The organism is Bacillus sp. 5RYD7K, assembly GCF_059831465.1.
In genome coordinates, this window is record NZ_CP191200.1 from 1820755 (window position 1) to 1847500 (window position 26746).

The following is a 26746-nucleotide window of genomic DNA, read 5'->3' on the forward strand; positions in this document are numbered from 1 at the left end:
CCGCCCGAAACCCGGGCGGATGTTTTTAGTTTTGATCGGCAGGAAAGACAACTCCGATTTGTTTTCTCGCTTCTTCCATAATGCTTGCCGTAATGAAAGAGCGTTCAAAGGTATTTTCGGAAGACTCCTGCTGTCCGTTCCGAAGAAGGCTGATGAATTCAGCCGTTTCATAATACATCGCCGGTTTCAGATCAGGAACGGAAATGTCCTCCATCCGTCCATCACGATAGCGGATTTCCGCCCGCTCCGGCCCGTGAATGCTGTCCAGCACGATTGTGCCGTCTTCACCCTGTATTTCCGCCGGGGCAAACGAATTTGATATTTTTGAATGCATCAGCACCGCTTCAAACCCGTCGTATGACAAAATAACCGTGCCCTCGCCGTCAACGCCGGATGCTAGTTTGTGACCGGTCGCAATGACGTTTTTTGGTTTGCCGAACAGGACGACGGCCGGATAAATGCAGTATACGCCGATGTCCATTAACGAACCGTTCGATAATTCAGGCTTAAACGCATTAAGCACCGTTCCGTTTTTATATGCATCATATCGTGATGAATATTGGCAGTAGCTTGCCGTGAATCTCCTGATCGGCCCGATTTTATGTAAGTGGTTTTGAAGCATGCTGAAGTTCGGCAAAAACGTCGTTTTCATGGCCTCCATCAAGAGAACGCCGTTCGCTTTGGCTGCGTGAATCATATCTTCCGTTTCCCTTGCGTTAGACGCAAACGGTTTTTCGCACAGCACATGCTTGCCGTGTTCCATAAAAAGGATCGCCTGCTCCTTATGGCATGCATTCGGGCTGGCGAGATACACCGCATCATAGGCTTCGCTTTCCGCCATTTCTCTCAGGCTGGTGAAATAATGAGCTGCGCCGTGTTTGCCGGCAAATTCCGCCGCGCGTTCCTCAGTTCTGGAATAAACCGCCGTTAATTGAAAATCATCAATAGCAGAAGCCGCCTCCAGAAATCGTTCTGTAATCCAATTCGTTCCGACTGTTGCAAATCGAATCATTGCTATCGCTCCTTCTATGTATTGGCTTACATTATAGCTGTTTTTCAAAGAAACATAAATGGAAAAAAGGCTGTCCGCCAAAAGTATAGGAAAAATTCCCATAGAGACCGGTTATTATTTTTCATTACAGGAACGATAGTGTACAATTTAAGTAAAATACATATGATGGAGGAACAATAGTGGAAACATTGCAAACATGGGGCGGCAGATTTAAACAGTTTTTCTTAGACAATAAATTTGTGTTGTTTTTGCTTGTATTGCTGCTCATCGGTCTCAATATCCTTGTCTTTATGAAGACATCATTTATTTTCACACCTATTATCGTCCTGCTCAAAACGATTGCACTCCCCGTTATTTTGACAGGAATTGTTTATTATCTGCTTAATCCGATCGTAGATATATTGGAAAAAATAAGAGTGAAAAGAGTCTATTCCATCCTGCTCCTTTACCTCGTTATTATAGGGCTGATTACGATTACGATCGTTTCAATTATTCCGTTTTTAAAGGAACAGATCATGAGCCTGATCGACAACCTGCCAAAATATGTGGACATCGTTGAAGATCAGACGAAAAGCCTGATCGGAAGCGATTTTGTAAATCAGGCGCAAAAGACGATGAATATCAACATTTCCGATCTTGCCAATAAAGTATCGGCGCAGGCGGCGACAATTGCAAACAGCACATTTACCGGAGTCGGGAATTTTATCGGTGCGCTGACGGAAGTGATTATTTCAATTGTAACCGTGCCGTTTATTCTGTTCTATTTGCTGAAAGACGGCAAAAAACTGCCAATCTATATCTTGAAATTTGTGCCCACCCGTCTGAAAGAACAAACGTATACGATGCTGAGCGAAATGAACCACAGATTAAGCTCCTATATCAGAGGACAGGTCATCGTCAGCTTCTGCATCGGGTTTTTATTATTTATCGGCTATTTGATTATCGGACTTGATTATGCGTCACTGCTTGCGGTCATTGCCGCTTGTACGAGCGTTGTTCCGTATTTAGGGCCGACCATTGCCATCACGCCGGCGATTATTATCGCTTTAGTCACTTCGCCTCTTATGCTGCTGAAGCTTGCGATTGTATGGACCGTTGTCCAGCTCGTGGAAGGAAAATTAATTTCTCCGCAGATCATGGGGAAAAATCTTCACATTCACCCGATTACCATCATTTTTGTTCTTTTAACCGCCGGAAAGCTGTTCGGGGTTGTCGGCATTATTTTAGCCATCCCGGGCTACGCGGTCATCAAAGTGGTCACGACCCATCTGTTTGATTGGTTCAAAATGCGCTCGCATTTATATGAAGAAGAAAAAAATGATGCCGTATCGAAGTCATAAAATCGGAACCGACATGATATTTATTATAAGACAGGCTTTCCTTCAAAGGAGAGCTTCTCTTTTGTAAATGATAAATGAAGGGAAGAATAGGATGACACTATGGGAGATGTTCACAGCAGCCGTTTTGGGGATCGTGGAAGGGCTGACGGAATACGCGCCGGTTTCTTCCACGGGACATATGATCATAGCGGATGACATCTGGCTGAAATCCGGAAGCCTGATGAATCCTGAAGCCGCCAATTCCTTCAAAGTGGTGATCCAGCTCGGTTCGATCCTGGCCGTGGCCATTGTGTTTAAGGATCGGATATTAAATTTACTCGGCCTCAAAAAAAACGTGACGCGCGACCAGCAGAAAGGATACAGGCTGACCATCGCGCAAATCGCTGTCGGTCTTGTTCCGGCCGCAGTGCTCGGCTTTTTATTTGAGGATTTCATTGACCGCTATCTATTCTCCGTAAGAACGGTCGCTTACGGACTAATTGCCGGAGCCGTGCTTATGCTGATTGCGGACTGGGTCAATAAAAGAAAAGATACGATCAATACGGTAGACAGAATCACCTACAAACAGGCTTTCTGTGTCGGTTTATTCCAATGTCTCGCCTTGTGGCCCGGCTTTTCCCGATCAGGCTCAACGATTGCCGGAGGTGTCATTCTCGGCTTGAATCACCGGGCAGCCGCAGACTTTACATTTATCATGGCCATTCCGATTATGGCGGGTGCAAGCCTTCTGAAGCTGGTGAAATACTGGAGCAGTCTTTCTCCTGACATGATTCCGTTTTTTCTTGTCGGTTTTATCTGCGCCTTTGTCGTCGCTCTCTTAGTCGTCAAATTTTTTCTTCGGCTTATTAATCGGATTAAGCTTGTCCCGTTCGCCATTTACCGTGTCATCCTCGGCATCATTTTAATCATGCTCGTGCGATAAACGAAGAGGCCCCCGGAGGGTCTTTTCTATGTTTGAAAAACGTCTCAGAAAAATGTAAGCAAACTGAATTTTCGGCTTGAAATTCGAAGGAAACTCGTCTATAATAAAACATGACGTTACCGCACGGGGCCATAGCTCAGCTGGGAGAGCGCTACGCTGGCAGCGTAGAGGTCAGGGGTTCGAGCCCCCTTGGCTCCATACTAATAAAGCTTGATCTAAAGCCATTCTTGAGAATTTCAAGAGTGGTTTTTATTTGCTCTAATCTCTAATTGGCAACAAAACGGCAACATTTGTGTCTGAGTTTTTAAAGTGGCAACACTGTATCTTATTTTAAGACCCCCATCATAGGTGGACAGTTTTATTGATCGCTGCAGGTTATCTATAAGTTTCTTCTTGGTTTTAGACATGATGTGCACATACGTGTCATAGGTAAAGCTTGATTTTGCATGTCCAAGTCCAGAAACCCCCTACCTCCCCTCTAATTCCGTTGAAGTAAAAGGAAGTCTCGATGGAAAAGTTAACGGACTTTATACAATATCTACAGAGACAAAGCCTATTGCGCCAGAAGCGGGAACAATTTGGATCGATCCAAAGACTAATAAACAAGAACTTTTTAATGATGAAGAGTGGATTGTGTCTTCTGCGAGCTCGGCTGATTCATTAAATGGTTATACGGCTTCACCAGTATCCACGCCTAATTCAATATCTGTACGTAATGACTAAGGAATCATTACAGGTTCCATAGATGGCAACGCTGAGTTTCTTGGGGTAAACTACACTCAGAATATGCGTTATCCTCTGATGTTCCTCAGATGGCAAAAGGAACGTATGTAGGCGATGGAACAATTAGCAAACAAATATTGCTGCCTTTCACTCCAACACATGTGAAAGTGTGGCCAGTCTCTTCTAATGATTCCATGTTATTAATTGATGAGACAGAAGGTTATACGTATCAGGTAAATGAAATGGGAATATCCTTGGTTGGGGGAAACTCTACATATGGAAGTATAAACGAAATTGGATTTATAACAGGCTCAGACAGCAATCAAAGAGGGAATAAATTAAACGTCAAGTATATATGGGAAGCATATAGGCATGTACATTAAACAGGCGTATCCTTATTGGATACGTCTTTTTATCTATTAAAGCCCACTTTGTGGTAAAATTATAAATAAAAAACAAAGGGGCAATCTTTATTGACTACATCATCTTTACAATCTCAAATTAATATCAACACTCGTCCTTTGCAAGATGCCATGAATGCAGCTTTCAAAACACAATTAGAGCTAATTGAAACTCTAAAAAAACAAAATGTTGCTTTAAACAGAATTAATCTCCTACCTAAAATCTACACTTTGGATGTCTTAAAAGCAACAAGGGTTGAGACTGCAAAGATTGAAGCTGCAATGAATCAGATGAGAGTGATGTTCAGCCCCAAGTATAATGGGAAATATATTCAACACTTAAGAAATAGTTTAATGCATGACTTAGGTTCCAATAGATTTCAGATAGCAACATACATGCAGCAACTTAGAACAGTATTCAATGACCAAGCTATTCTAAATTCAAGCATATATGTTACAAATGATGAAATCTCTTCTGAAACCATAAATGAGATCGAAGAAATTTCTGATTATGTTGAAGAAACAGTAATATCTTTAACAAATGATAATTCAATTACAAGAAGAGAATACTTTGAAAGATTTAATGATTATTGGGTTACCCTCATATCAATTATTAACAATAATAAAAACACAGCAGTCAAAGCACTGCTTTCGGTGTTTGTTGCTACGGTATTATATCCTGTTGGTGAAGCACTGACAAACAAGTATATAGTAGATGAATTCATTGACCAAAAACCAGAAACAGTAATCGAAGCTAAAAACGTTTTAAAAGACATCCCAATGAATAAAGAACTTAAAACCAATTACAGAATGGTTATAAAAGATACATTAGTAGTTAGAACACGTCCCAAAACAAAATCAAATGTAGCGTACGTCTTAGACAAGTCATCAATTGTCTTTGTTGAAGAAAAGAAAAAGAATTGGAGCAAGGTTCTCTTTCGTAATGAAGCTGGTGAGGATCAAAGCGGATGGGTTTATACTCGCTATATTAAAAAGCTTGATTAAAACTGATTCCCTTTTTTGTTTCAACTTTCTTTCTAAATAAAATTCTTCTTTTATGCAAAGACTTGACCGTTTTCATACGATAATACCCCTTTTTCACTTAAAAATACCTTGTAAATTATAAATTAATTTATCACTTTATTCCATAGTGGAAATTGTGTCATGATGGATTTTGGTAGATAAAGTGTTTAACAGAAAAAGTGAGGATTAGCAATGAGTGACAAAAAATATGAATCTATACACTGGTTTACGTCAGTACTAGCGTTTTTATTAATAATTTTGAATAGTTTTTTTATAAAAATTGAGGGTGTAACTGTTGGTATTGCGATTGTGTACATAGTGATCATGGGAATTGTTAGGAGTACATGGAAAAAAGCTTAGTGTGAAAAATATTTCTCTACCCAATTTTGTAATATAATAAAAGAAAAAAGGAAGTGTACCCATGCCCCCATTCGTTTATGGGAGTTTAAGTGCATTCATTTGTTTTATTACTGCCGTGGTTTTAGCTAATCATGACAACATACCTGGAATGTGGCTTGCTTTATTCGGAGTTTTTGCTGACATCATTAACCGCTTTTTTGCAAAGAGTCAATATAACCATTTCTTCATTGTAATTCCTCCAAATTTGTTTGTTCTGTCTCTATATCGGACAAACCTTCCCTAATTATAATTAAAACCAAATATTGTAAAATTCATTTTGGCATTTTAGGAAAATCAAATACAGTTGTGTGGTTAAATTTGGTGGTATAACCTTAGAGGAGGGAATTTAAATGGAAGAAGGAAAGTTAATTCGCATGACTCTTAATGGGATAAAGGAAGCTGTTTCGAAATACGGAAGTTTTCCTATGTTCCAACATGGAGGACATGTCATGGAAGATGCTGCTTTTCAATTCAGAGGCCCAGCCAGTTCTCGAGAAGTTAGCAGTTTAGAAAAAAAGCTTGGGGTAACTTTACCTAATGATTATAAAGAGTTTCTATTCAATCACAATGGAATGGAAATGTTTAATGGTGTTGAGCTTCTTAGCACAGAAGGGATAATTGAATTTAATGAAGTTCAAGACTTCCCTAAGGGCTATGTCCTAATTGGATACCACTATGATGGCAGGTATGTTGTTGACACAAACAAATCAAATAAGGGATTAGGATATATGATGTATCTAGATTCAATTGATGATATTGAAGATGCGGTATATTTAGACTCTAACTTTGAGGTATGGTTTGACATGTTGGTGTCTTCAAATGGAACAAAATATTGGGAAGTGACCCCGAAAACTCAAGAGTATTATAAATATGTTTCAGAATAGAAAATTCAGATAAGATTAAGTGGAAAGGAGACGTAAATGAAGGTATTTGAAGCAGACTCGTTAATCTCAGCAGCGGAAAAGCGGGCAAAAGAATATGATCAGATTAGAGAACAATTTATCAATCTCAAGAAAGCTTTTCAGGGAATGGCTGACTTAGATGACAGTGAGTTTTCAGGCAAAGGCGCTGACAACATTAAAGCTTTTTTTCAAGACCACGCCGGTGTCACAGACAGCTGGCTTGATCTGATCGATATGAAAATAGCATTTCTTAACAGTATTTCTGGAAAAGTAACTGATGCGGGACTGGTCGATTCGTTTGTGGAAGAGTCATTTTTAGAACATGAGTTGATTCATGCGAAGAATAAATCAAAAGCCATCATGCAAGAGCAGCGGAATGAAATGAGGGATATTCTTAATGAGATAAGCGATATTGTTCATCTTGATGTTTTCTCGACAGAGGATGTCGATCAAAAGCTGGATTCAGCAGATAAGAAACGGGACAATACCATACACAAGCTCGGAAAGCTCGATCATGATTTAACGAAGGAATATGCAGAAACCGAGGCAAATGAACATTTCATTCAAGCAGATTTTCAACAGCTCCAAAATGCCACGGGAAAAGGGAAAAACGCAACACCACTTCACTATAACGTCAAGGCATACAGGGAAAGCGATATACATAAGAAAAAAGGCGAGATTACAAGACATTCAGATGCTTATTTGACAATGAAGAAGGAAGAAGCGAAAGAGCGGGAAATAAAGGATCTGAAGAAAAAGCTCGCTGATGGAGTAACTGATCCGGATGAATACTTAGAGATTGCGAAGAACATCGGCTATGAGAACCTTGAACCTTCCCAGCAGCAATATGTGATCCAACTTGAACATGCAAAACAGATGGAAGAAGCCGGAGAAGTGACTTGGGATATTTTAAAGGGAGCTGGCGTCGGTCTTTATGATGTCGGGAAAGACACGGTAACCGGTTTATGGCAGCTGATCAGCAAGCCTGATGAAGTTGTTGAAGGTATCATAGGGGCAGTTGCTCATCCAATTAACACGTATAATGCCATTTCAACAGCTATTGAGGAATCGTATCAAAAAGATATGGTAAATGGAGATGCGTATTCCCGATCAAGATGGGTGACATATGCGATAGGTACAGTAGTTACCTCTGTGGTAGGCACAAAGGGAGCCGGTTCTCTTACAAAAGCAGATGTAGCTGGAAAAGTCACCTCTAAAGTCAGCAAAGCAAGCTCAAAGGTGAAAGATGTCTCAATTGCTGATTTATTGCCTTATAATCCACGTTACAATGTTGTTCCGGCTGGAGGAGTTCCTTATAATGTAGTTAATAGTGAAAATTTAAAGGATCGTCTGCTTAGATTAATTGAATCAGCAAATCCTAGAACGGTATTACCAAGGAATAAAGGTCAATGGGAAGGTACACCTGGTGACGGAAAATGGTATTCCGACATACCTGAAGTAAAAGCAGCAACTAAGGGAGAACCGATTACTTTTAAAGATGGACGTCCTGATTTTACTCCATGGACTGTTGCAAACATTAAGTTTAAATCTGGTGAATTAAATGGAACCAAAAAAGATTTTAGGCTTGTATATAAGAAAATTAAAGAGATCAAGGGATTTAAGTCCCAGGCACAGGCGAAAAAATGGCTGTCACAACAGGGACTTACCCCGCACCATTTGGATAGTATCACAATACAGCTAGTGCCTAGTGTGATTAATAACAAAATACCTCATATTGGAGGAGCTTCTGATTTAAGAGGAGGGTATTAGCATGAGTTTCAATAAAATTGAAAAAAAGTTAAAAGAATTTACAATAGATGCTGAAAAAGATTCCAACATTAATACAAACGAACAACTTAAAGAAATCGAAAGAAATATAGGTAATCAATTGCCTTCCGACTATAAAGATTTTTTGAAGAGATATGGAGGCTGTTATTTAGAAAGTAAAAAAACAACAGGTGAAGTTGAGTATGACGTTTGCTACAAACCTATAGAGAAAGATCCTTGGATGGGTAAGGAAGATAATACACAATTGCTAGAGAACTTCTATGGTTTAGCTAACGATCATAACAGTCTTCAAGAAGCAATCACTACCTATTCTGATCGCTTTCCTAAGAATATTATTCCTATAGCAAGCTCAGCAGGCGGTAATGAAATATGTATGGATATCGACAATGAAAAGATATTGTTTTGGGATCACGAATTAAGCCATCCCGATAAAGACTTTTTCCTAATTGCCAATTCATTTGAAGAGTTTATCCTAAGTTTAGTGGATGAACCGATTGAAACTGATGATAATGGTAGCGATGTGGAAATTGAGATTTTAGACAATGATTTTGGAAAGTTACTCTTTGGTAAGGACAACTAGGTCTTATTTTTTAAAAAGCTCCTTAAATAAAAGTAATGCAAAGGTGTGGACTTGAGTATTGAAATGTTAATCAAGAAGATTGCTTCTACATCGGACTGCCGGCTGTTTGAAGCTGATGGTCTCCCGACAATAGATGAGAAGCATCGACTACCAAAAGATATTAGGGAATTTTATGAACAATGTGGTGGAGCAGTTTTATATGAAAATGCGGATTATCCAATATATATATATATATATATATATAGTACGACCAGCTGAGTTTAAATTGGCTAATCCCGTTATTGTTGGGGAACTTTGTGAAGAAGATATTTCATCCGAGTGGTATATTGTTTGTACGGATGGAAAAGGAGAATATCTGACAATTGATTTAAATGAAGATCGTAAAGGTAAGTTACGACAGCTTTTTTGATCGACATGGAATTGTTGGTGAAACACAGCTAATAGCCACTTCATTTACTGGTTTAATTCAACGGTTGCTTTATAATAAGGGACAGCACTGGTATTGGCTAAGTGATAATTTTAGTACATTGGGCGATGCATATGATGGAGACTGAGCTAAACAATCTATTTTTGTTTCTTCCCTGAATTCGTTCATCTCTTCTTTAAACAGATGACACACCGTCAATTTTGTTGTCATTTTTCTGTATCTCATCCAATATTGCTTGAAGCATATTGTTCCCCATCCCGTTCACCGCTCCGTACAGTATAACAGCAATTGCAAGTCCTTCACCATGCCGAAAACCGTCAATCATCGCGCCTAAAAAGTATAAACGCGATATTATAACTCCCTATTTTGAAAAAATGTACAAAAAACAAATTTTTCCTAATAAGGGTACATTTATCTGGTTTTAATCTTATGACCATAAACTCAAAGCAAGAGTCGAAACCCCCCAAGCTAATATACCAAACATCACAGAGAACCTAAGACAAGCTTCAAATTTTGTAAGCCCTCGCTCTCTTTTTGTTTTACCTAATTTCCAGTAAATAGCATATCCAGAGAACACCAAAATGATTACTCCGAGTCGTGTCATATCTTCTAAAAATTTTATACCATCCATTGATTTTCACCTCGTTTATTTATGAGAAAAAAATAAAGTAGACTTGTAGAGAGTCTACTTATAAACGTTTTCCTAAAGTACACATTTTCATAGAGCTTAAAACATTTGAGTGATAAAGTAAGGCGCATTTTAAAATGATATTCCCCATGCATTAGTTTTATTATCGCAAATGGAATGGCCGTTTCCAACAGTTATGTGAAAATAAGTAATCTGGCAGACCGCAAACAAATTGCGGTTTTTTTTCATCCAAACATAATTTGGAAATGTTAGAATATTATATAAAAGGAGGAGTGGCCTTGTGAGTTCTGTTTTACCATCATCGGAGGTAGGCGTTAAAATTAATGAATGGTACAAAATGATACGTCAGTTCAGTGTTCCGGATGCGGAAATTTTGAAGGCGGAGGTGGAGCAGGAAATAAATGAGATGGAAGAAGACGAGTATTTACTGATTTACTACACCCTCATGAAATTCCGCCATCAGCTCATGCTGGATTATTTAGAACCGGTGACGACCCGCGTGAGACCGACAATTGACGAGCTGCTGGAAAAAATCGAAGCATCAAATAAAGGAATTTCCGGCCTGCTGTGCTATTACTCTTTATTTTTCCGCGGCATGTATGAATTTGATCAAAAGCAGTATGTAAAGGCGATCGGCTTTTATAGAGAGGCTGAAAAACAACTTGTTCATGTGCATGATGAAATTGAGAGAGCGGAGTTTCATTTTAAATTGGCTGAAGCATATTACGGTATGAAACAAAGCCACGTCTCCATGCATCACGTAAAGCAAGCGCTCGATATTTACGATCAGTATGAGTTGTATAAAGTCCGGAAAATTCAATGTCTATTTGTCATATCGGGGAATTATGTTGACTTTAAACGCTTTGAAAAAAGTTTGCCGCATTTAGAAAAAGCTTTAGAGTTGTCGAAACAAGTAAACAATAATGAAAGGCTGCTCAGTTCTGCTTATTACAACTTAGGAAAGAATTACGGAGACCTAGAAGAATATAGTAAAGCTGAAATCTACTTAAAAAAAGCAGCGGAGATATCTGAAAAGTATAAATTGGGTAACCTCCCGCATTCCTTGTTTACATACGCAAAGCTTCTATTTAAACAAGGGAAAACAAGCGAGGCGATTCAAATCAGCAAAAAGGGACTTTCATCAGCGATATATCACGGGGATAAGCTGTTTGAATCTCTGCAAAAATATTTGGATGCTTTATATATTAATGCAATAGACCAAATGGGAATCAAAAAAACAATTGATTACCTTGAGAAAAATAAAAACTATTCGTATGTAGAAGATATTGCTCTTGATACGGCTGCTGTTTATGCAGAGTCAAAACAATATGACAAATCTTATTTTTATCATCGAAAAATGATTCAAACGCAAAAACAAATTCAGAGGGGAGAATGCCTGTATGAATTTTAGAAAAGGCGTATTTATCATTGTATCGGCTGTCGTTTTAATGTCAGGGGTCGGTCTAACGGTATCGGCTGTTTCATTTGATGGATCATATCAAGTTTCATCTGATCGTAATCAAACCTAAGAAGGAGAGTGCCTGTATGAATTTTAAAAAGAGCATCTTCATCGTCCTGGGTCTGACATTGACTTTAGTATGTGGGGTGGGTATGAACTCGGCAGAAAAACAAGCACAGGATACAATCAAAGTAGCTTCTGATCGTTTTCAGACTTGAACAGCCTACGCCTTTTCTTCGGAAAAGGCTTTTTTAGTTTTCTTCATTAGTTTCAAAACATCCACCTGTTTTTTCCTTTCAATTGTTCCATGGAGGGATTTTTCCCAAAGCGGGTCATATTAAAAACTTTTCGTTCAAAATCAGTCATTTGATCATCTCCCAACTTCATAAGTCTCAAGGGAAAAAGAGAATCAAATACAATAAGCCATCTATCCCCCTTTAAGTCCTTCACACGAAATTCCTTCCGTAGGTGTTTCCATAGTGAACTGCGCAGATAACCTTGCGTATGTATCCGTCGCCATAAAGCTCGAACGATAATTCTATGCTAATATTTAAAAAATATGGCACTCAATATTTATAAGTTCAATTTTCTTTTCAATTTATCAATTTAATGGAGGGAAAATAGAAAAGAGAGAAATGAGAAAGTATTTTGGGATCGTGCCGCTTATCATCCTTTTATTCACATTGTGTTTTCTGCCTCATATTCATTGGGCGCTTGGAATTCTAGGAATTGTCGTGGGGAGTATTCTCGCAATCAAATCGCCTAAAGGAATCGCAAAGAATATTTCTTTTGTTATCCTGGCACTTTGTTTACTTTTACTATTATTCTTGATTGTGATGGGCGTTTTGATGGCAGGTCTAGTGGGAAATTAACTTTAATTTACAATCCTATTTGGGAACAACTTGTTCATTTTTCGCCAAACAGAAGATTTTTTATCAGAAAGACTGGTCAGCAAACCCTATAAAATAAGGTTCGAAATAAAACGTCCGTTCGTATCAGAAACGCATCTTCACACTGGTGGCGTAGAGGTCAGGGGTGAGAGCCCCTTGGCTCCATACCTTTATAAGTTTTTAATCCTCTGCAGCAGCCTCTGTGTTCTGCTTCATTTCTAACAACTAAATGAAAGGAATAAGAGGAAAATCTATCTTCTACTAACTCTTTCAGCGCAGTGGCACTTCTTTTAACAGCGCTCCCCGCTCTTTCTCTGTGGTCTTCACGTCTGCTTCAGAAATATGTGATTCAAAAAAATTGCCCGAAGGTGAGTACAAAGTAAGCTGCGGAACCGGACCGTAATGATTAAGAGCCCCTCTTTCATGAGGGGCTTTTTTTAATGCCGCTCCTGCTCTCCGTTTAATACCCCCAATATAACGGCGGATCATAATGCCGATACGGATCATTCGGATAATGCGTATTTGGCTGATAAGGTTTATTCATATCGTGAATACCCGTATTTTCAGACTGCCCGCAGTATTTATCGGGACCTATCACAGTTGATTTGCGGATCGGTGAAACAGCTTTTTCCCATTCCTGTTCATTCAGACAGTACGTATGCGCCATGATCTCGGGCGGCGTGAGACGGAGAACATCCGAGCCGTAAATCACTTCAGGCGTATGGGCGTCAAATATGGCCAAAAGATGGGTATTATCTGAAGTCGCGATCTCATAATGCCACCACCCCTGCGGAATATTTGCCACTTGTCCGGGGGTGAGCGGGTAATTTCGTATTTTCCGGGTGAACGGATTCAGCATCGACACGGTTGCGGAACCCGAAATACAGTACACCAATTCAGCGGCATTTTGATGGGTATGCGGTTCAATCACATTTGTCTTGCTCAAAAAGATATCCAGTAATGAAATATTTTCAAGCGTGTTTAACTGTTTAATCCCCAATACATTGATAAAGTTCCGATGATCTTTAGTGAAAAAACGGCTCTCATTCACATCATATGTGAACTGTGTATTCGGAGACGTGTAATCCATATAAGAAACCATACAATCCCCTGCTTTCATGTGTAAACGTATAATTTCTACAATATGTGTCCCGCTTCCAATAGGTGAAAAAGGGAATAAAAACCAACGATTCCAAACTGAACACAATATTGTGACGACTTTTCTAAAGATTCATTTAAGATATATCTTTTATTCAAAATATCTCTTACTATAAAGATATATTAAAAATACATCTTTAGAAGGGTTGAGGATTAACATGCTGGATGAGAGAACAATAGACATCATCAAAAGCACAGTACCCGTATTGAAAACACATGGAGAAAACATCACAGGACGCTTTTATAACCTGATGTTTCAAGATCATCCTGAACTGTTAAATATGTTTAACCAAACGAACCAAAAGAAACAGACGCAGCGCGCAGCATTGGCAAATGCAGTCATTGCGGCTGCGGCGAATATTGATCAATTAGAACAAATCATTCCGGCGGTCAGACAGATCGGTCATAAACATACTAGCATCGGGGTAAAGCCGGAGCATTATCCGATTGTCGGAAAATATTTGCTTCTGGCGATTAAGGATGTGCTGCAGGATGCCGCAACTCCTGACATTATGGGAGCATGGGAAAAAGCTTACGGCGTCATTGCAGAGGCTTTCATCGGTATTGAAAAAGATATGTACAATGAGGCCGGATGGCAGGGATATAAAGAATTTACGGTTATAAAGAAAACCGAAGAAAGCAAAGACATCACATCATTTTATATCAAACTGAGCGACAGCTCTGCGCTTCCTGAATTTGAAGCGGGGCAATTTATCAGCATTAAAGTGCGGATTGCAGATTCTCCTTATACGCACATTCGCCAATACAGCCTGTCTGATGCTGCCCGAAAAGGCGAATATCGGATTTCCGTGAAAAAGGACGGAGCGGTTTCTTCTCATCTCCACAATGAAGTTCAAGAAGGAGATAAACTTGAAGTCAGCGCACCCGCCGGGGATTTCAAACTGTCTTCCGCCGAAAAACCGGCTGTTCTTCTCAGTGCCGGTTCCGGAATCACGCCGATGATGAGCATGCTGAAAACAGCCGCCGAAAAACAGCCGGAGCGTTCTATTACTTTTATTCATGCCGCGAAAAACGAAGAGTACGCCGCGTTCCGCAAAGAAGTCGAGCAAGCCGCGGCAGGCAATCCGAATATTAACGTCATTTATGTATACAGTGAACCGTCAGAACAAGACCGCTCAGGGGACAAGCCTTTTTACAGCGGCCGGATTGATCAAAGCTTCTTAGAGCAGCTGCATCTGAATCAAGATACTGAATTTTACTTGTGCGGTTCAGCACCGTTTATGACGCAAATGAAAGATATGATTCTTGCACTCGGGTTTAACTCTGATTCCGTTCAATTTGAATTGTTCGGTCCTCAGCTGAGCATGGCATAAAAAAAAGACTCCTCTTTGAGGGGTTTTTTGTTTGCACACATGTTCTTTCTCCGTCTTTTTCCCTATTTTATTGAAATTTTCATCAATGACCAGTAAAATTATAAATCTAGTGATTCCGGAATTAAAGGAAGGTTGATATGAAAAAGAAAGCAAAGACCAAAAGGGTGCTTGGATGCCTTTTTGCTGTATCTCTTATATTCGGATTATTTCTGGTATCAATGGTGTTTTCGAAATTCATAGCGACGGAAGAAAAACCGCCTGAAGAGGTGGACGGGCAGCAGGTCTTTATTGACAGCCTTTCCGGGCATGCTCAGATTTTATATGAGAAATATCATGTCCTTCCGAGCATCACCCTTGCACAGGCCATTCTCGAATCGGATTGGGGGAACAGTGAGCTTGCTGGAAAAGCGCGCAACCTGTTCGGTGTAAAAGGTGATTATAAAGGAAAACACGTCACGATGAAAACAGATGAATTTGAAAAAGGGAAACGAAAAACGATTCGGGCAAAATTCCGTAAGTACAACACGTTTTTTGAATCCATGGATGACCACGCCAAATTATTTGTCAAAGGAACGTCTTGGAATAAAAAGAAGTATAAACCCGTCATAGAAGCGGACGATTATAAATCAGCTGCGGCAGCCCTTCAAAAATCCGGCTATGCCACAGATCCCGACTATGCGGAAAAAATTAAAGATGTTATAGAAACCTATAACCTGAATGAATTTGACAAAATCAATGCCTCTCTTAAAGCGGTTGATAAAAAAGGCGCCATCAAAGACTACGCCATGGAAGACGTTTGGTCCAAGCCGTCGAAAGAGCAGCATTCTATTAAACTGGCATCGGCGCAAAAGTTTACCGGCCAGCATATTAAAGTTGTCTCTGAGAAGAAAAACGGCGGATCCGTCTGGTATCAATTTCAGGTGAAAGACAAGCTGATCGGCTGGGTTGACCAAACCGCCGTCCAGTTAAATGAAGAAACATAAGCATCACAAAAGCCGGCCGCAGCCGGCTTTTTTTACATTCCCTCTGTTTCAAATCTTTTAATATCACGTTTATGCCCCATCAGCACAAGGCAGTCACATTCATGGACGACAGTCTCCGGAGAAGGGGACAGCTGAATGTCTCCATTATGTTTCACGGCGAGAATGGTGCAGCCGAATCTGGCACGGACGCCGAGGTCAAGAATGGTTTTTAAATGGAGTTTTTTCGTGGCTGACAGTTCTACGATGCTGTATTCATCTGACAGATCAATATAATTTAAGACGTTTTCATCCGACAGGCTTTGCGCAATCCTCACGCCCATATCTTTTTCCGGATGAATAATACGATCAGCGCCGATTTTCTCAAGCACTTTGTGATGATAATAATTTTGCGCCTTCACCCAAATGTTAGGGATGTTCAGTTCTTTCAATAACAGCGTCGTCAGCGTGCTCGCCTGAATGTTGGCGCCGATTGCCACGATGACATATTCAAAATTTCTGATGCCGAGCGATTGAAGTTCGCTTTCTTCCGTCGCATTTGCCCGCACGGCATGAGTGGCATAAGAGGAGTATGCGTTGACCCGCTCTTCGCTGATATCGACGGCCAGCACCTCATGCCCCATTTTAAAAAGCTCTTTGCAGATGCTTCCGCCGAAACGGCCGAGTCCGATGACGGCAAATTGTTTATTTTTGATTTTTCCCAATCCTCATAACTCCTTAAGAAACTGTTTTCGTCACTCCAAATACAACAAACAAGAATGTACTCCTGTTTCAAAGGTTTGTCAATGTGAGAGCCGGAAGAAAAAACGGCACAAAAAAAGACCGGCTGACAAGCGATGAGCTTGTGCCGGTCCGTTTTTCGCAATTATTTGCAGTTGCAAGGCTGTGTCGGCGGTGTGCTGCGTTTTTGAACAACAATTGTGTCCTCAGCATAGAATTTAGAGCCGATGCTTAATGATTTATTTTCTGCACGGAACTTATATGTACCTGCAGCAGGCAGCGTTTTATTATTAAGAGAAAGCTTAAATTCCGCTGCGCCGAGCAAATCAATGTTTAACGGAAGTCTGACTGTTTTGCCGTTATTCAGAATCTGTCTTTCACGCAAAGCGTGTCCGTTGATTGTATCCTTTGTTGTAGCCGCAAATCCGCTAGGAAGGGTAAATTCCATAACGCCTAAGCTCAGAATCGTGTTCGGGCGGTACGTCAATTCGATGTCAGAAAATGACCATTCCTGCTGGCTGGCACCTGTGTATTTTGCAAATAAGGAAGCGGTCGCCTTTGTGGACATTTCCGGCTCGTGAACGGTTGAACCTGATTCAGCAGCGAATGACGCTGTCGGCAGAGAAAGCAGTAAAGCCAAGCCGAATAAACTTGCCATGACAGTTGAGAAAAACTTTTGTTTCATATCAAAATCCCCCTTAAAAAAATTTGTCGATCGTTCTTAAAAAAGAACGACCGTACCTATAAAAATTTACCATCAATTTTAATGGAAGTAAATGGGGTTATGTTCCTATATTTCCTCGAAAATAATCAAATCACGTCGAAAAATGACGAAGAAAAAACGCCTGATTACGATTCAGGCGTTTTTTCGTCTGTTTCTATCGGAATAAAGTTAAAAATCTCTCCGCTCCGGACTGAATCGGCGAGCCGCTTCAGCCAATGATAATAGGCCTTCGAGCTTTCAAGCTGATCATATAACTGCCGCGCTTCTTCCTGTAATTCCGCGCTGCCTTCCTCTGCCAGCAAAACGGCCTGCAAATCCGCCTGGGCCTGTACGATGGCGGACAAATTCACCTGAACTTCCCGATCCCATTTCGGCGGGAAGAAATTCGTGAAAAACGTAAAGAAATCCTTTTCCGCTACAAATGTATGCTTCCGCGTGCCGCGGTGAAAGGTTTTTTTGACCACATTTAAATCCTGCAGCTTTTTGACGCCTGTGCTCATACTCGGTTTGCTCATCTGCAGTTCCTCACGCATTTCATCAAGCGTCATTTCATCCCTCATATACATTGTTCCGTATAAAATTCCGACACTCCGGGTGATTCCGTACAGATCCATCGTCTCAGCAATGGAATCAATGACAAGATCCCTTGCTTGTTCTATAGCTGCAAATTCTGGATTCTCATCCATACTGTCCCTCTTTTCCTCTTGAAGTTAAATTGATTAAGTCATTTCTTTATGTTCTTAATCTTAACGAATCATGGCGAAATGTCAAAACCTAAGCGGACAAACAAGGTTTTGACAGGTTAAAAAACATGTGTTAAATTAACATTGTTAAAAACATTAAATTTTTATTTAACAAACTTACTTTTCGGTAAGGAGGACTCTTATGAGCAAAACGCTTTATATCGGCGGCGAGTGGATCAGTGCAGAAAAAAAACAGACCCGCCGTATCATCAATCCATTTAATCAGGAAGAAATTGCAACAGTATGTGAAGGAGACCGGGACGATGCGGTGAAAGCCATCGCCGCAGCCAGAAAAGCATTTGATGAAGGGGAGTGGCCGGTGCTTTCGGGACTTGAGCGCGGTCAATTTGTTCTGAAAATTGCGGAATTAATCAGACGAGATCTGAACGAATTAGCTGAGCTGGAATCGCTGGACACAGGGAAAACCATTGAAGAAAGCAAAGCCGACATGGATGATATCGCAAATGTATTTCAGTATTATGCCGGTTTGGCGGATAAAGACGGAGGCGAGGTCATCTCATCTCCGATTCCCGATTCCGTAAGTAAAATCGTCAGAGAGCCAATCGGCGTATGCGGACAAATTACGCCGTGGAACTATCCGCTCCTTCAGGCGAGCTGGAAAATCGCTCCCGCTCTTGCGGCCGGAAACACGATCGTTTTAAAGCCGAGCGAGATAACTCCGCTGACAACGATTAAAGTCTTTCAATTAATAGAAGAAGCCGGTATTCCGAAAGGAGCCGCCAATCTTGTGCTTGGACCGGGCGCTTCTGTCGGGGATGAGCTGGCGAGAAACCTTGACGTCGATTTGGTGTCCTTTACGGGCGGAATTGAAACAGGCAAAAAAATCATGCAGGCGGCAAGCGGCAATGTGAAAAAGATTGCCCTTGAGCTTGGTGGCAAAAATCCGAATATCGTGTTTAAAGATGCGGATCTCGAAACAGCTGCAGATCAAGCGCTCAACGCCGTGTTCTTCCATGCCGGCCAAGTTTGTTCGGCAGGCTCGCGCCTTTTAGTGGACGAAGCCATTCATGATGAATTTTTAGCCGAGTTAATCAAGCGCACGAAACGCATCAAATTAGGAAACGGTTTTCATGAAGATACGGAAAGCGGTCCGCTGATTTCCGCCGAGCATCGGGCCAAAGTTGAAAAATACGTAGAAATCGGAATCGAAGAAGGGGCAAAGCTGGAAACAGGCGGCAAACGTCCTGATGATCCCGCCCTTCAAAACGGTTTCTTCTATGAACCTACTATTTTCTCAAACTGCAAGTCTGACATGAGAATTGTCCAAGAGGAAATCTTCGGCCCCGTTTTAACAGTCGAGTCATTCTCTTCTGAAGAAGAAGTGGTCAGACTCGCCAACGATACCATTTACGGGCTGGCCGGAGCGGTATGGTCAAAGGATATTGAAAAATGCGAACGCGTAGCCGCAAAACTGCGGATGGGTACGGTTTGGATCAATGATTTTCATCCGTATTTCGCGCAAGCGCCGTGGGGCGGGTACAAACAATCAGGCTTCGGCCGCGAACTCGGCAAAATCGGTCTGGAAGAATACACGGAAGTCAAACATATTTACCGCAACACGAAACCTGCACCTGTTAACTGGTTTCAAGCATAACGAGGAGGAGATATAATATGACATTAAATATGAAAGTAGAAAGCATGCATAAATTCCATACATTCGAAATCCCGACAGTTATTAAGCACGGAATCGGCGCGATTCAGCATGCGGGAAAAGAAGTCAGAGCGCTTGGCGTCACAAAAGCGCTGCTCGTAACAGACCCGGGAATTTATAATGCGGGAGTGGCAAACCCGGTTATTGAATCCTTGCAGGAAGCGGGCATCGAAGTCGTCCTGTTTAACAAAGTGGAGCCGAACCCGCCTGTACGTCTTGTGAACGAAGGATCTGAACTGTATAAAAAAGAAAGCTGCAACGGCCTTGTGGCTGTCGGCGGCGGAAGCTCCATGGATACGGCGAAAGCGATCGGAGTAGAAGCGACACACGAAGGTAGCGTGCTTGATTATGAAGCCGCGGAAGGCAAAAAACCGCTGGAAAACCGTATTCCTCCGCTGACAACGATCCCGACAACTGCCGGAACGGGTTCAGAGGTTACGCAATGGGCGGTCATTACAGACGAGGAAAGAGAATTTAAATTCAATACGGGCGGACCGCTTATCGCCGCGCATTTAACAGTCATTGATCCTGAGCTGCATACGTCCATGCCTCCGCATGTGACGGCCATGACAGGTATCGATGCTCTCGCGCACGCCATTGAGTGCTATACGATGAAATTCGCGCAGCCGATCACTGATGCCGTGGCTTTAATGGCTATTGAATATGGGGCGCATTATATTAAGCGTGCGTTCGCGGACGGAGAGGATTTGGAAGCGAGATACGGCATGGCACAGGCGGCGATGCTTGCCGGACTTTCATACGGCAGTGAATCCGCTGGCGCTGCGCATGCAATGAGCCAGACACTCGGCGGCATCATCCCTGTCGCTCACGGGCAATGCGTCGCAGCAATGATGGGGCCGGTAATGGAATACAACTGGAAGGGATATCCGGAAAAATTTGCCCGCATCGCCAAAGCATTCGGAATCGATACAAGCAACATGACAACCGAAGAAGCGGCCAAAGCGTCCGTCAATTGGATGTATGACCTTGTAAAAGATTTAGAGGTGCCGAGCTTAGAAGAACAAGGTGTGTCGCCGGACATGATTGAGCGCTTATCAAAAGAAGCCATGAAAGATCCGCAAACCTTCGGAAATCCAAGAGACTTGAATGAGAAAGCATACAACTGGATTTACAAACGCTGCTTTGACTTAACGCCGAAAACGGTATAATAATTGAACCCCGCTTCTTTACAGAGCGGGGTTTTTTAAGGATAATGTCAAGAAAAAGGCGGTGACGGGTGATGTGGAAGTGCATAACAGCAAAGGCGGAAGGCGTATATATAGCAGATACGGAACAATTTGTTACCAAAAAGATGGACAAGCTTCGTGCGGAATACGGCGGGTTTCCAGGTGACCTTCATTTCGGACTGACAAAAAAAGCCGGTGCGCGGGAGCCGATGTATCAAAGAGGGACGGAAATTTTTAACCGGAGACAAATTTCAATCGTGTCCATGGAGGAATGTGATGAGATTGCGGCGGCGATGGGGGTTTCTCATATCTTTCCCGAATGGCTCGGCGCTAATATCGCAATCAGCGGTTTTTCTGCACTGACGCCGCTTAAAGAAGGAAGCAGAATAATATTTCCAAGCGGTGCGTCTCTGTTGTGCGAGGGAGAAAATGATCCGTGCATTCAGCCGGGAGAAATCATTCAATCCTTTTACCCGGATCAGCCAAAACTCGCTGCGGCATTTGTGAGGCACGCAATGGGCAGAAGAGGAATTGTCTGTATTGTTGAACGGCCGGGAGACATATGCACGGGTGATTCGGTCGCCATCCATTCCTATGAACCGAAACGCGTCAAGAAAAAAATCGAGAAGGTCTGACTCAGACCTTCTCGATTTTTTGTTTAATTTCTTTTATTTGATTGATGTGGCGCTTTTCATGATGACCGATAAAATCAATCCACTGGCGGATCGTCAGTTCTTGAAAAACGGGATGCGGAAGCACACGTTCAAAGTCTTCCTCGTTTAATGATGAAATAACGGCGGTCAGCTGCTGTCTTGCTGTATCTAATTCTTGTTTCGCTTCGATGACTGATATTCGGTTTTGCTCAGGTTCAAGCTGTGACGGCGCCGGATGTTTAGTTGTTCTGTCCTCTATAAACTCCATCGGTTTTTCTTCTATTTCTTTTAACGGTGCGTCTTTTGCCTGCTTTGATAAAAGATTCTGCGCTGATTCGTCAATTTTCTTTAAATGGTCAAGGACTTCGCGCACGCTCCACTCATCAGCCGCGGGCTTTTGGTTGAATTCCTCATCAGAGAGTCCTTTCAGTTCTTCCCAAGTCTGCTGTCTGGCTTCATTAAAAATACTCATCCTATCTCCTCCTTTGGAGTAAACATATCATATCCGGATTGGATAATCATGTAATCAGCCTTTCTTATCAGAAAATTGAAACCATTTTCCTTTGCAACCGTATATAAAGTAACACTCCGACATCCAGGCCGAAAGGAGGAAAGAATGTGGTCGTATTTCATCTGCCGCTCGAAACGATCTATCTTTACACACTGATTATTGCGGGGAGCCTCACGCTTTTGATTCTGTTTTTTCAAGATGTGTTTCACGGCGTCTCGGAAGCCATTCCTGTTTCATTCGTAAATCCAACGTTGATTTTGTCGTTTTTGACCATCTTTTCAGCCTCAGGTTACATCGGCGAAATCGCAACTCCGCTTTCACATCCTGTCATTGCATTACTTTCATTTGTGCTTTCAGTTTTTTTGGTCAGCCTGCTTCACTTCTTTGTCCTTGTACCGCTTTCATCAGCGGAAGAATCGCTCGTATATCGGGAGTCGGATTTAAAGGGCAGAATCGGCAGGGTTATTACTTCCGTTCCGAAAGATGGCTATGGGGAAGTGATCATAGAGGGAATCGGGGGCGCCATTTCTAAATCTGCTGTCAGCTTTGATCAAGAACAGATTCAGTACGGAACGGCCGTATTAGTGATTGACGTGAAAGACGGAGTGCTTTTTGTGACGCCGCATGAACCAATCTGATATCTAAGGGGGAACTGTTATGACTATGCCGATTATCATCGTTATCGGAATCGTATTCTTTTTACTCATCGCACTTATTGCTGTATTTATTACGAAGTACCGGACGGCGGGGCCTGACGAAGCCCTTATCGTAACCGGAAGCTATTTGGGAAATAAGAACGTCCACATTGATGAAGGCGGAAATCGTCTGAAAATCGTCCGGGGCGGGGGAACGTTCGTGCTTCCGGTGTTCCAGCAGGCGGAACCTCTCAGTTTACTTTCAAGCAAGCTTGATGTCTCTACACCTGAAGTTTATACAGAACAAGGGGTGCCGGTAATGGCCGACGGAACCGCCATTATAAAAATCGGCGGCTCCATCGGGGAAATCGCAACAGCCGCTGAACAATTTTTAGGGAAGTCTAAGGAGGACCGCGAGCAGGAGGCGCGTGAGGTGCTGGAGGGCCATCTGCGTTCCATCCTCGGCTCCATGACCGTTGAAGAAATTTATAAAAACAGGGAAAAGTTTTCTCAGGAAGTCCAGCGGGTTGCGTCTCAGGATCTTGCCAAAATGGGACTGATGATCGTTTCCTTTACGATTAAAGATGTCCGCGATAAAAATGGCTATCTAGAATCATTAGGTAAGCCGCGAATCGCCCAAGTCAAGCGGGATGCGGACATTGCCACGGCAGAAGCGGATAAAGAGACGAGAATTAAACGCGCGGCGGCTGATAAGGACGCAAAAAAATCAGAGCTGGAGCGGGCGACGGAAATAGCTGAAGCGGAAAAAATCAATCAGCTGAAAATGGCGGAATACAGAAGAGAGCAGGACACAGCAAAAGCCAATGCCGACCAGGCATATGACCTCGAAACAGCAAAAGCCCGCCAGCAGGTGACAGAGCAGGAAATGCAGATTAAAATTATTGAGCGGCAAAAGCAGATTGAATTGGAAGAAAAAGAAATTCTCCGCCGTGAGCGCCAGTATGACTCTGAAGTGAAGAAAAAGGCCGATGCCGACCGTTATTCGGTAGAACAAGCGGCCGCAGCTGCAAAGGCGAAGCAGCTCGCAGAAGCAGATGCCGAACAGTATAGTATTGAAGCGATGGCCAAAGCGGAAGCTGAACGCGTGAGAATTGACGGTCTTGCTAAAGCGGAGGCTGAAAAGGCGAGAGGAGAAACCGAAGCGGAAGTCACCCGCCTGAAAGGTCTTGCGGAAGCGGAAGCTAAAGAGAAAATTGCTGAAGCCTTCGAAAAATACGGGCAGGCCGCAATCCTCGATATGATTGTGAAAATGCTGCCTGAGTATGCGAAGCAAGTCTCGGCGCCTCTTTCCAACATTGATAAAATAACTGTCGTTGATACGGGAGGAAGCGGTGAAAACGGCGGAGCCAATAAAGTCACGGGCTATGCAACCAATTTAATGGCCGGTCTTCAGGAAAGTTTAAAAGCATCTTCCGGAATCAATGTAAAAGAGATCATTGAGAATTTTTCAGGCAAAGGAAACATAAAACAAAGCATAAATGAACTTACAAAAGAACTGAGCGATTCGAAGAAAGAACGCAGCTCTGGATAAAAAAACAGCAGGCATAACCCGCCTGCTGTTTCAATTTGCCCGCTTGGATTCAAGAAGCCGCGGCGCCGTCATGAATAATAAGATAAGGACAATGGCCGAAAGGATAAAAGAAGGAATCATATAAGTCGCGTTGTAGACGAGCGAATAAATCCAGACCGGAGTGCCCTTCGGAGCATAGCTTCCGAAAAAGACCGCTCCGGAGATCACATGTGCCGCATACCGCAGCACACTGCCGATAAAAACGCCGCTTATCACATACATCGTTAATGCGCCTCTTTTTTTAGCCAATGCCGTTTCACGGACACCGGAAGCAAACAAGCCGCTGAAACCGAGAACTGCAAACGCCGCGATATAATCAAGAAATAGCTGCACCGGGTGCTGCAAAAACAAATTGCCGATGGCGATCTGGACAATCCCTGTTAAAAAGCCTGTCGTAAGCCCGGCCTTCACTCCCCAGCGGAATGAAATCAAAAAAATCGGAATCATCATAATAGAGACTGATCCGCCTTGTGGCATACGGAGAAACATACCTGACACAATGTCCAGAATGACGGCCGCTCCGGTCATAATCGCTATTTCTATTAAGCGCACAAGCTGTGTTGAATGATTCATAGTTTTCCCCCTGGTCAGACAACCGTATCAAGGATAAACAAAAAAGCAGGGCGGGGAAGGATGGGAAAAGGTCCGCGCGCTGCTTACAAAACTGCAATTCATTTGGCTTTGCCACATCCCTACGCCAGCGTTAACTAACAGGTTCAAAGGGTCAGAACAAAACGTTCACTCTCAGCTTTAATGCTCCCCTTGTGGTCATCAAGTATTTAGTTCAATCTTACTATACAAGAAAATATACCAAACCACAAGACAGCATTCTTTCTATAGAAGAGAAACTGAAATAAGTATGAATGAAAATAAACAGGGACTTTTTTTAAAAAAACTATTGTCATACTTTTAAAAGGGTGTTATATTATTAAACGTCGCTGATGAACAGCAGACAAAACAAAAAGCTTCGAAAACGATTTGAAAAAAGTTGTTGACATAAAAGAAGCTAAGTGGTAAGATAATAAAGCTTCTTCAACAAGCGGTAATGATCTTTGAAAACTAAACAAGACAAAACGTACCTGTTAATTCAAAGTTTTAAATAAATCGCACAGCGATGTGCGTAGTCAGTCAAACTAAGGTCTGCACGATGCAGATCACACAGACGTTACTGCAGGATGCAGTGAACTTAGTCTGTGATCCATTTATCGGAGAGTTTGATCCTGGCTCAGGACGAACGCTGGCGGCGTGCCTAATACATGCAAGTCGAGCGGACAGATGGGAGCTTGCTCCCTGATGTTAGCGGCGGACGGGTGAGTAACACGTGGGTAACCTGCCTGTAAGACTGGGATAACTCCGGGAAACCGGGGCTAATACCGGATGGTTGTTTGAACCGCATGGTTCAGACATAAAAGGTGGCTTCGGCTACCACTTACAGATGGACCCGCGGCGCATTAGCTAGTTGGTGAGGTAACGGCTCACCAAGGCGACGATGCGTAGCCGACCTGAGAGGGTGATCGGCCACACTGGGACTGAGACACGGCCCAGACTCCTACGGGAGGCAGCAGTAGGGAATCTTCCGCAATGGACGAAAGTCTGACGGAGCAACGCCGCGTGAGTGATGAAGGTTTTCGGATCGTAAAGCTCTGTTGTTAGGGAAGAACAAGTGCCGTTCAAATAGGGCGGCACCTTGACGGTACCTAACCAGAAAGCCACGGCTAACTACGTGCCAGCAGCCGCGGTAATACGTAGGTGGCAAGCGTTGTCCGGAATTATTGGGCGTAAAGGGCTCGCAGGCGGTTTCTTAAGTCTGATGTGAAAGCCCCCGGCTCAACCGGGGAGGGTCATTGGAAACTGGGGAACTTGAGTGCAGAAGAGGAGAGTGGAATTCCACGTGTAGCGGTGAAATGCGTAGAGATGTGGAGGAACACCAGTGGCGAAGGCGACTCTCTGGTCTGTAACTGACGCTGAGGAGCGAAAGCGTGGGGAGCGAACAGGATTAGATACCCTGGTAGTCCACGCCGTAAACGATGAGTGCTAAGTGTTAGGGGGTTTCCGCCCCTTAGTGCTGCAGCTAACGCATTAAGCACTCCGCCTGGGGAGTACGGTCGCAAGACTGAAACTCAAAGGAATTGACGGGGGCCCGCACAAGCGGTGGAGCATGTGGTTTAATTCGAAGCAACGCGAAGAACCTTACCAGGTCTTGACATCCTCTGACAATCCTAGAGATAGGACGTCCCCTTCGGGGGCAGAGTGACAGGTGGTGCATGGTTGTCGTCAGCTCGTGTCGTGAGATGTTGGGTTAAGTCCCGCAACGAGCGCAACC

At 42.6% G+C, this 26746-nt stretch carries 23 protein-coding genes, 1 tRNA gene, 1 rRNA gene, 2 pseudogenes and 1 riboswitch (1 of these 28 cut by a window edge); of the genes and pseudogenes, 19 read left to right on the forward strand and 8 right to left on the reverse strand.

Features of this window, described 5'->3' with window-relative positions; genetic code table 11:
• Positions 1-25: 25 nt before the first annotated feature.
• Complete coding sequence (locus ACQE26_RS09065) at positions 26-1012, reverse strand: scyllo-inositol 2-dehydrogenase (protein ID WP_438420467.1); 987 nt, start codon at positions 1010-1012, stop codon at positions 26-28.
• Between the two features lie 179 nt (positions 1013-1191).
• On the opposite strand from ACQE26_RS09065, the gene ACQE26_RS09070 reads away from it, so the two are divergent.
• The 9 genes and pseudogenes from ACQE26_RS09070 (at position 1192) to ACQE26_RS09110 (ending at position 9644) form a co-directional block, all read left to right on the forward strand.
• Positions 1192-2352 carry an AI-2E family transporter gene (locus ACQE26_RS09070; protein WP_095241429.1) on the forward strand — a complete coding sequence of 387 codons (1161 nt, stop codon included), beginning with the start codon at positions 1192-1194 and terminating at the stop codon, positions 2350-2352.
• Positions 2353-2443: 91 nt separating this feature from the next.
• Positions 2444-3274, forward strand: a complete 831-nt coding sequence (locus tag ACQE26_RS09075; protein WP_045925819.1) for an undecaprenyl-diphosphate phosphatase — start codon at positions 2444-2446, stop codon at positions 3272-3274.
• Between the two features lie 125 nt (positions 3275-3399).
• A tRNA-Ala gene (locus ACQE26_RS09080) sits at positions 3400-3472 on the forward strand.
• A 261-nt stretch (positions 3473-3733) separates the two neighbouring features.
• Positions 3734-4380: pseudogene (locus tag ACQE26_RS09085) on the forward strand (DUF7361 domain-containing protein); the annotation flags it as partial.
• A gap of 90 nt (positions 4381-4470) precedes the next feature.
• Positions 4471-5403 carry an SH3 domain-containing protein gene (locus ACQE26_RS09090; RefSeq protein WP_500471323.1) on the forward strand — a complete coding sequence of 311 codons (933 nt, stop codon included), beginning with the start codon at positions 4471-4473 and terminating at the stop codon, positions 5401-5403.
• An 866-nt stretch (positions 5404-6269) separates the two neighbouring features.
• A complete protein-coding gene (locus tag ACQE26_RS09095) occupies positions 6270-6704 on the forward strand; it encodes an SMI1/KNR4 family protein (protein ID WP_500471483.1) in 435 nt (144 codons plus the stop codon).
• A gap of 36 nt (positions 6705-6740) precedes the next feature.
• Positions 6741-8492 carry a T7SS effector LXG polymorphic toxin gene (locus ACQE26_RS09100; RefSeq protein WP_500471325.1) on the forward strand — a complete coding sequence of 584 codons (1752 nt, stop codon included), beginning with the start codon at positions 6741-6743 and terminating at the stop codon, positions 8490-8492.
• Between the two features lies 1 nt (position 8493).
• Positions 8494-9090 (forward strand): SMI1/KNR4 family protein, encoded by a 597-nt coding sequence (locus ACQE26_RS09105; protein ID WP_500471327.1) that lies wholly within the window; start codon positions 8494-8496, stop codon positions 9088-9090.
• Positions 9091-9141: 51 nt separating this feature from the next.
• A pseudogene (locus tag ACQE26_RS09110) lies at positions 9142-9644 on the forward strand (SMI1/KNR4 family protein).
• A 300-nt stretch (positions 9645-9944) separates the two neighbouring features.
• Here ACQE26_RS09110 and ACQE26_RS09115 read toward each other — a convergent pair.
• Positions 9945-10148: a hypothetical protein gene (locus tag ACQE26_RS09115; protein WP_500471328.1), complete on the reverse strand. Its 204-nt coding sequence runs from the start codon at positions 10146-10148 to the stop codon at positions 9945-9947.
• A gap of 298 nt (positions 10149-10446) precedes the next feature.
• Here ACQE26_RS09115 and ACQE26_RS09120 point away from each other — a divergent pair, with 298 nt between their 5' ends.
• Positions 10447-11577: a Rap family tetratricopeptide repeat protein gene (locus tag ACQE26_RS09120; protein WP_500471330.1), complete on the forward strand. Its 1131-nt coding sequence runs from the start codon at positions 10447-10449 to the stop codon at positions 11575-11577.
• Between the two features lie 134 nt (positions 11578-11711).
• Positions 11712-11843: a hypothetical protein gene (locus ACQE26_RS09125; RefSeq protein WP_500471332.1), complete on the forward strand. Its 132-nt coding sequence runs from the start codon at positions 11712-11714 to the stop codon at positions 11841-11843.
• Between the two features lie 1132 nt (positions 11844-12975).
• On the opposite strand, the gene ACQE26_RS09130 is transcribed toward ACQE26_RS09125, so the two are convergent.
• Positions 12976-13617, reverse strand: a complete 642-nt coding sequence (locus ACQE26_RS09130) for a cupin domain-containing protein (protein ID WP_500471334.1) — start codon at positions 13615-13617, stop codon at positions 12976-12978.
• A 214-nt stretch (positions 13618-13831) separates the two neighbouring features.
• Here ACQE26_RS09130 and hmpA point away from each other — a divergent pair, with 214 nt between their 5' ends.
• Together hmpA and ACQE26_RS09140 are read left to right on the forward strand one after the other, a co-directional pair.
• Positions 13832-15007 carry an NO-inducible flavohemoprotein gene (gene hmpA / locus ACQE26_RS09135; protein ID WP_500471335.1) on the forward strand — a complete coding sequence of 392 codons (1176 nt, stop codon included), beginning with the start codon at positions 13832-13834 and terminating at the stop codon, positions 15005-15007.
• A gap of 137 nt (positions 15008-15144) precedes the next feature.
• On the forward strand, positions 15145-15990 hold the full coding sequence (locus tag ACQE26_RS09140) for a glucosaminidase domain-containing protein (RefSeq protein ID WP_500471337.1): 846 nt from the start codon (positions 15145-15147) through the stop codon (positions 15988-15990).
• 32 nt (positions 15991-16022) lie between these two features.
• Here ACQE26_RS09140 and ktrA read toward each other — a convergent pair whose 3' ends face one another.
• From ktrA to gbsR, 3 genes are all read right to left on the reverse strand, one after another.
• A complete protein-coding gene (ktrA, locus tag ACQE26_RS09145) occupies positions 16023-16691 on the reverse strand; it encodes a potassium uptake protein KtrA (protein WP_047477108.1) in 669 nt (222 codons plus the stop codon).
• A 161-nt stretch (positions 16692-16852) separates the two neighbouring features.
• Positions 16853-17392, reverse strand: coding sequence for a biofilm surface layer hydrophobin BslA (bslA, locus tag ACQE26_RS09150; protein WP_500471339.1), 540 nt, complete (start codon positions 17390-17392; stop codon positions 16853-16855).
• 164 nt (positions 17393-17556) lie between these two features.
• Positions 17557-18117, reverse strand: a complete 561-nt coding sequence (gbsR, locus tag ACQE26_RS09155) for a transcriptional regulator GbsR (protein ID WP_016938177.1) — start codon at positions 18115-18117, stop codon at positions 17557-17559.
• 199 nt (positions 18118-18316) lie between these two features.
• Here gbsR and betB point away from each other — a divergent pair, with 199 nt between their 5' ends.
• The 3 genes from betB to ACQE26_RS09170 all read left to right on the forward strand — a co-directional run bounded on the left by betB (position 18317) and on the right by ACQE26_RS09170 (position 21668).
• Positions 18317-19789, forward strand: coding sequence for a betaine-aldehyde dehydrogenase (gene betB / locus ACQE26_RS09160; protein ID WP_198698055.1), 1473 nt, complete (start codon positions 18317-18319; stop codon positions 19787-19789).
• Positions 19790-19806: 17 nt separating this feature from the next.
• On the forward strand, positions 19807-21015 hold the full coding sequence (gene gbsB, locus ACQE26_RS09165; protein WP_438420460.1) for a choline dehydrogenase: 1209 nt from the start codon (positions 19807-19809) through the stop codon (positions 21013-21015).
• A gap of 71 nt (positions 21016-21086) precedes the next feature.
• Positions 21087-21668: an MOSC domain-containing protein gene (locus ACQE26_RS09170; protein ID WP_438420459.1), complete on the forward strand. Its 582-nt coding sequence runs from the start codon at positions 21087-21089 to the stop codon at positions 21666-21668.
• Between the two features lies 1 nt (position 21669).
• Here the strand turns inward: ACQE26_RS09170 and ACQE26_RS09175 are convergent, their stop codons facing one another.
• Positions 21670-22158, reverse strand: a complete 489-nt coding sequence (locus ACQE26_RS09175) for a DinB family protein (protein WP_500471341.1) — start codon at positions 22156-22158, stop codon at positions 21670-21672.
• Between the two features lie 146 nt (positions 22159-22304).
• On the opposite strand from ACQE26_RS09175, the gene ACQE26_RS09180 reads away from it, so the two are divergent.
• Together ACQE26_RS09180 and floT are read left to right on the forward strand one after the other, a co-directional pair.
• On the forward strand, positions 22305-22835 hold the full coding sequence (locus ACQE26_RS09180; protein WP_500471342.1) for an NfeD family protein: 531 nt from the start codon (positions 22305-22307) through the stop codon (positions 22833-22835).
• 19 nt (positions 22836-22854) lie between these two features.
• The gene (gene floT / locus ACQE26_RS09185) at positions 22855-24384 is read left to right on the forward strand and encodes a flotillin lipid rafts scaffold protein FloT (RefSeq protein ID WP_438420456.1); all 1530 of its coding nucleotides are present in this window, start codon (positions 22855-22857) and stop codon (positions 24382-24384) included.
• A 30-nt stretch (positions 24385-24414) separates the two neighbouring features.
• Here the strand turns inward: floT and thiT are convergent, their stop codons facing one another.
• Positions 24415-24996 carry an energy-coupled thiamine transporter ThiT gene (gene thiT, locus ACQE26_RS09190; protein ID WP_500471343.1) on the reverse strand — a complete coding sequence of 194 codons (582 nt, stop codon included), beginning with the start codon at positions 24994-24996 and terminating at the stop codon, positions 24415-24417.
• A gap of 99 nt (positions 24997-25095) precedes the next feature.
• Positions 25096-25196, reverse strand: a riboswitch (TPP riboswitch).
• Positions 25197-25625: 429 nt separating this feature from the next.
• Here thiT and ACQE26_RS09195 point away from each other — a divergent pair.
• A 16S ribosomal RNA gene (locus tag ACQE26_RS09195) occupies positions 25626-26746 on the forward strand (it continues 429 nt past the right edge of the window).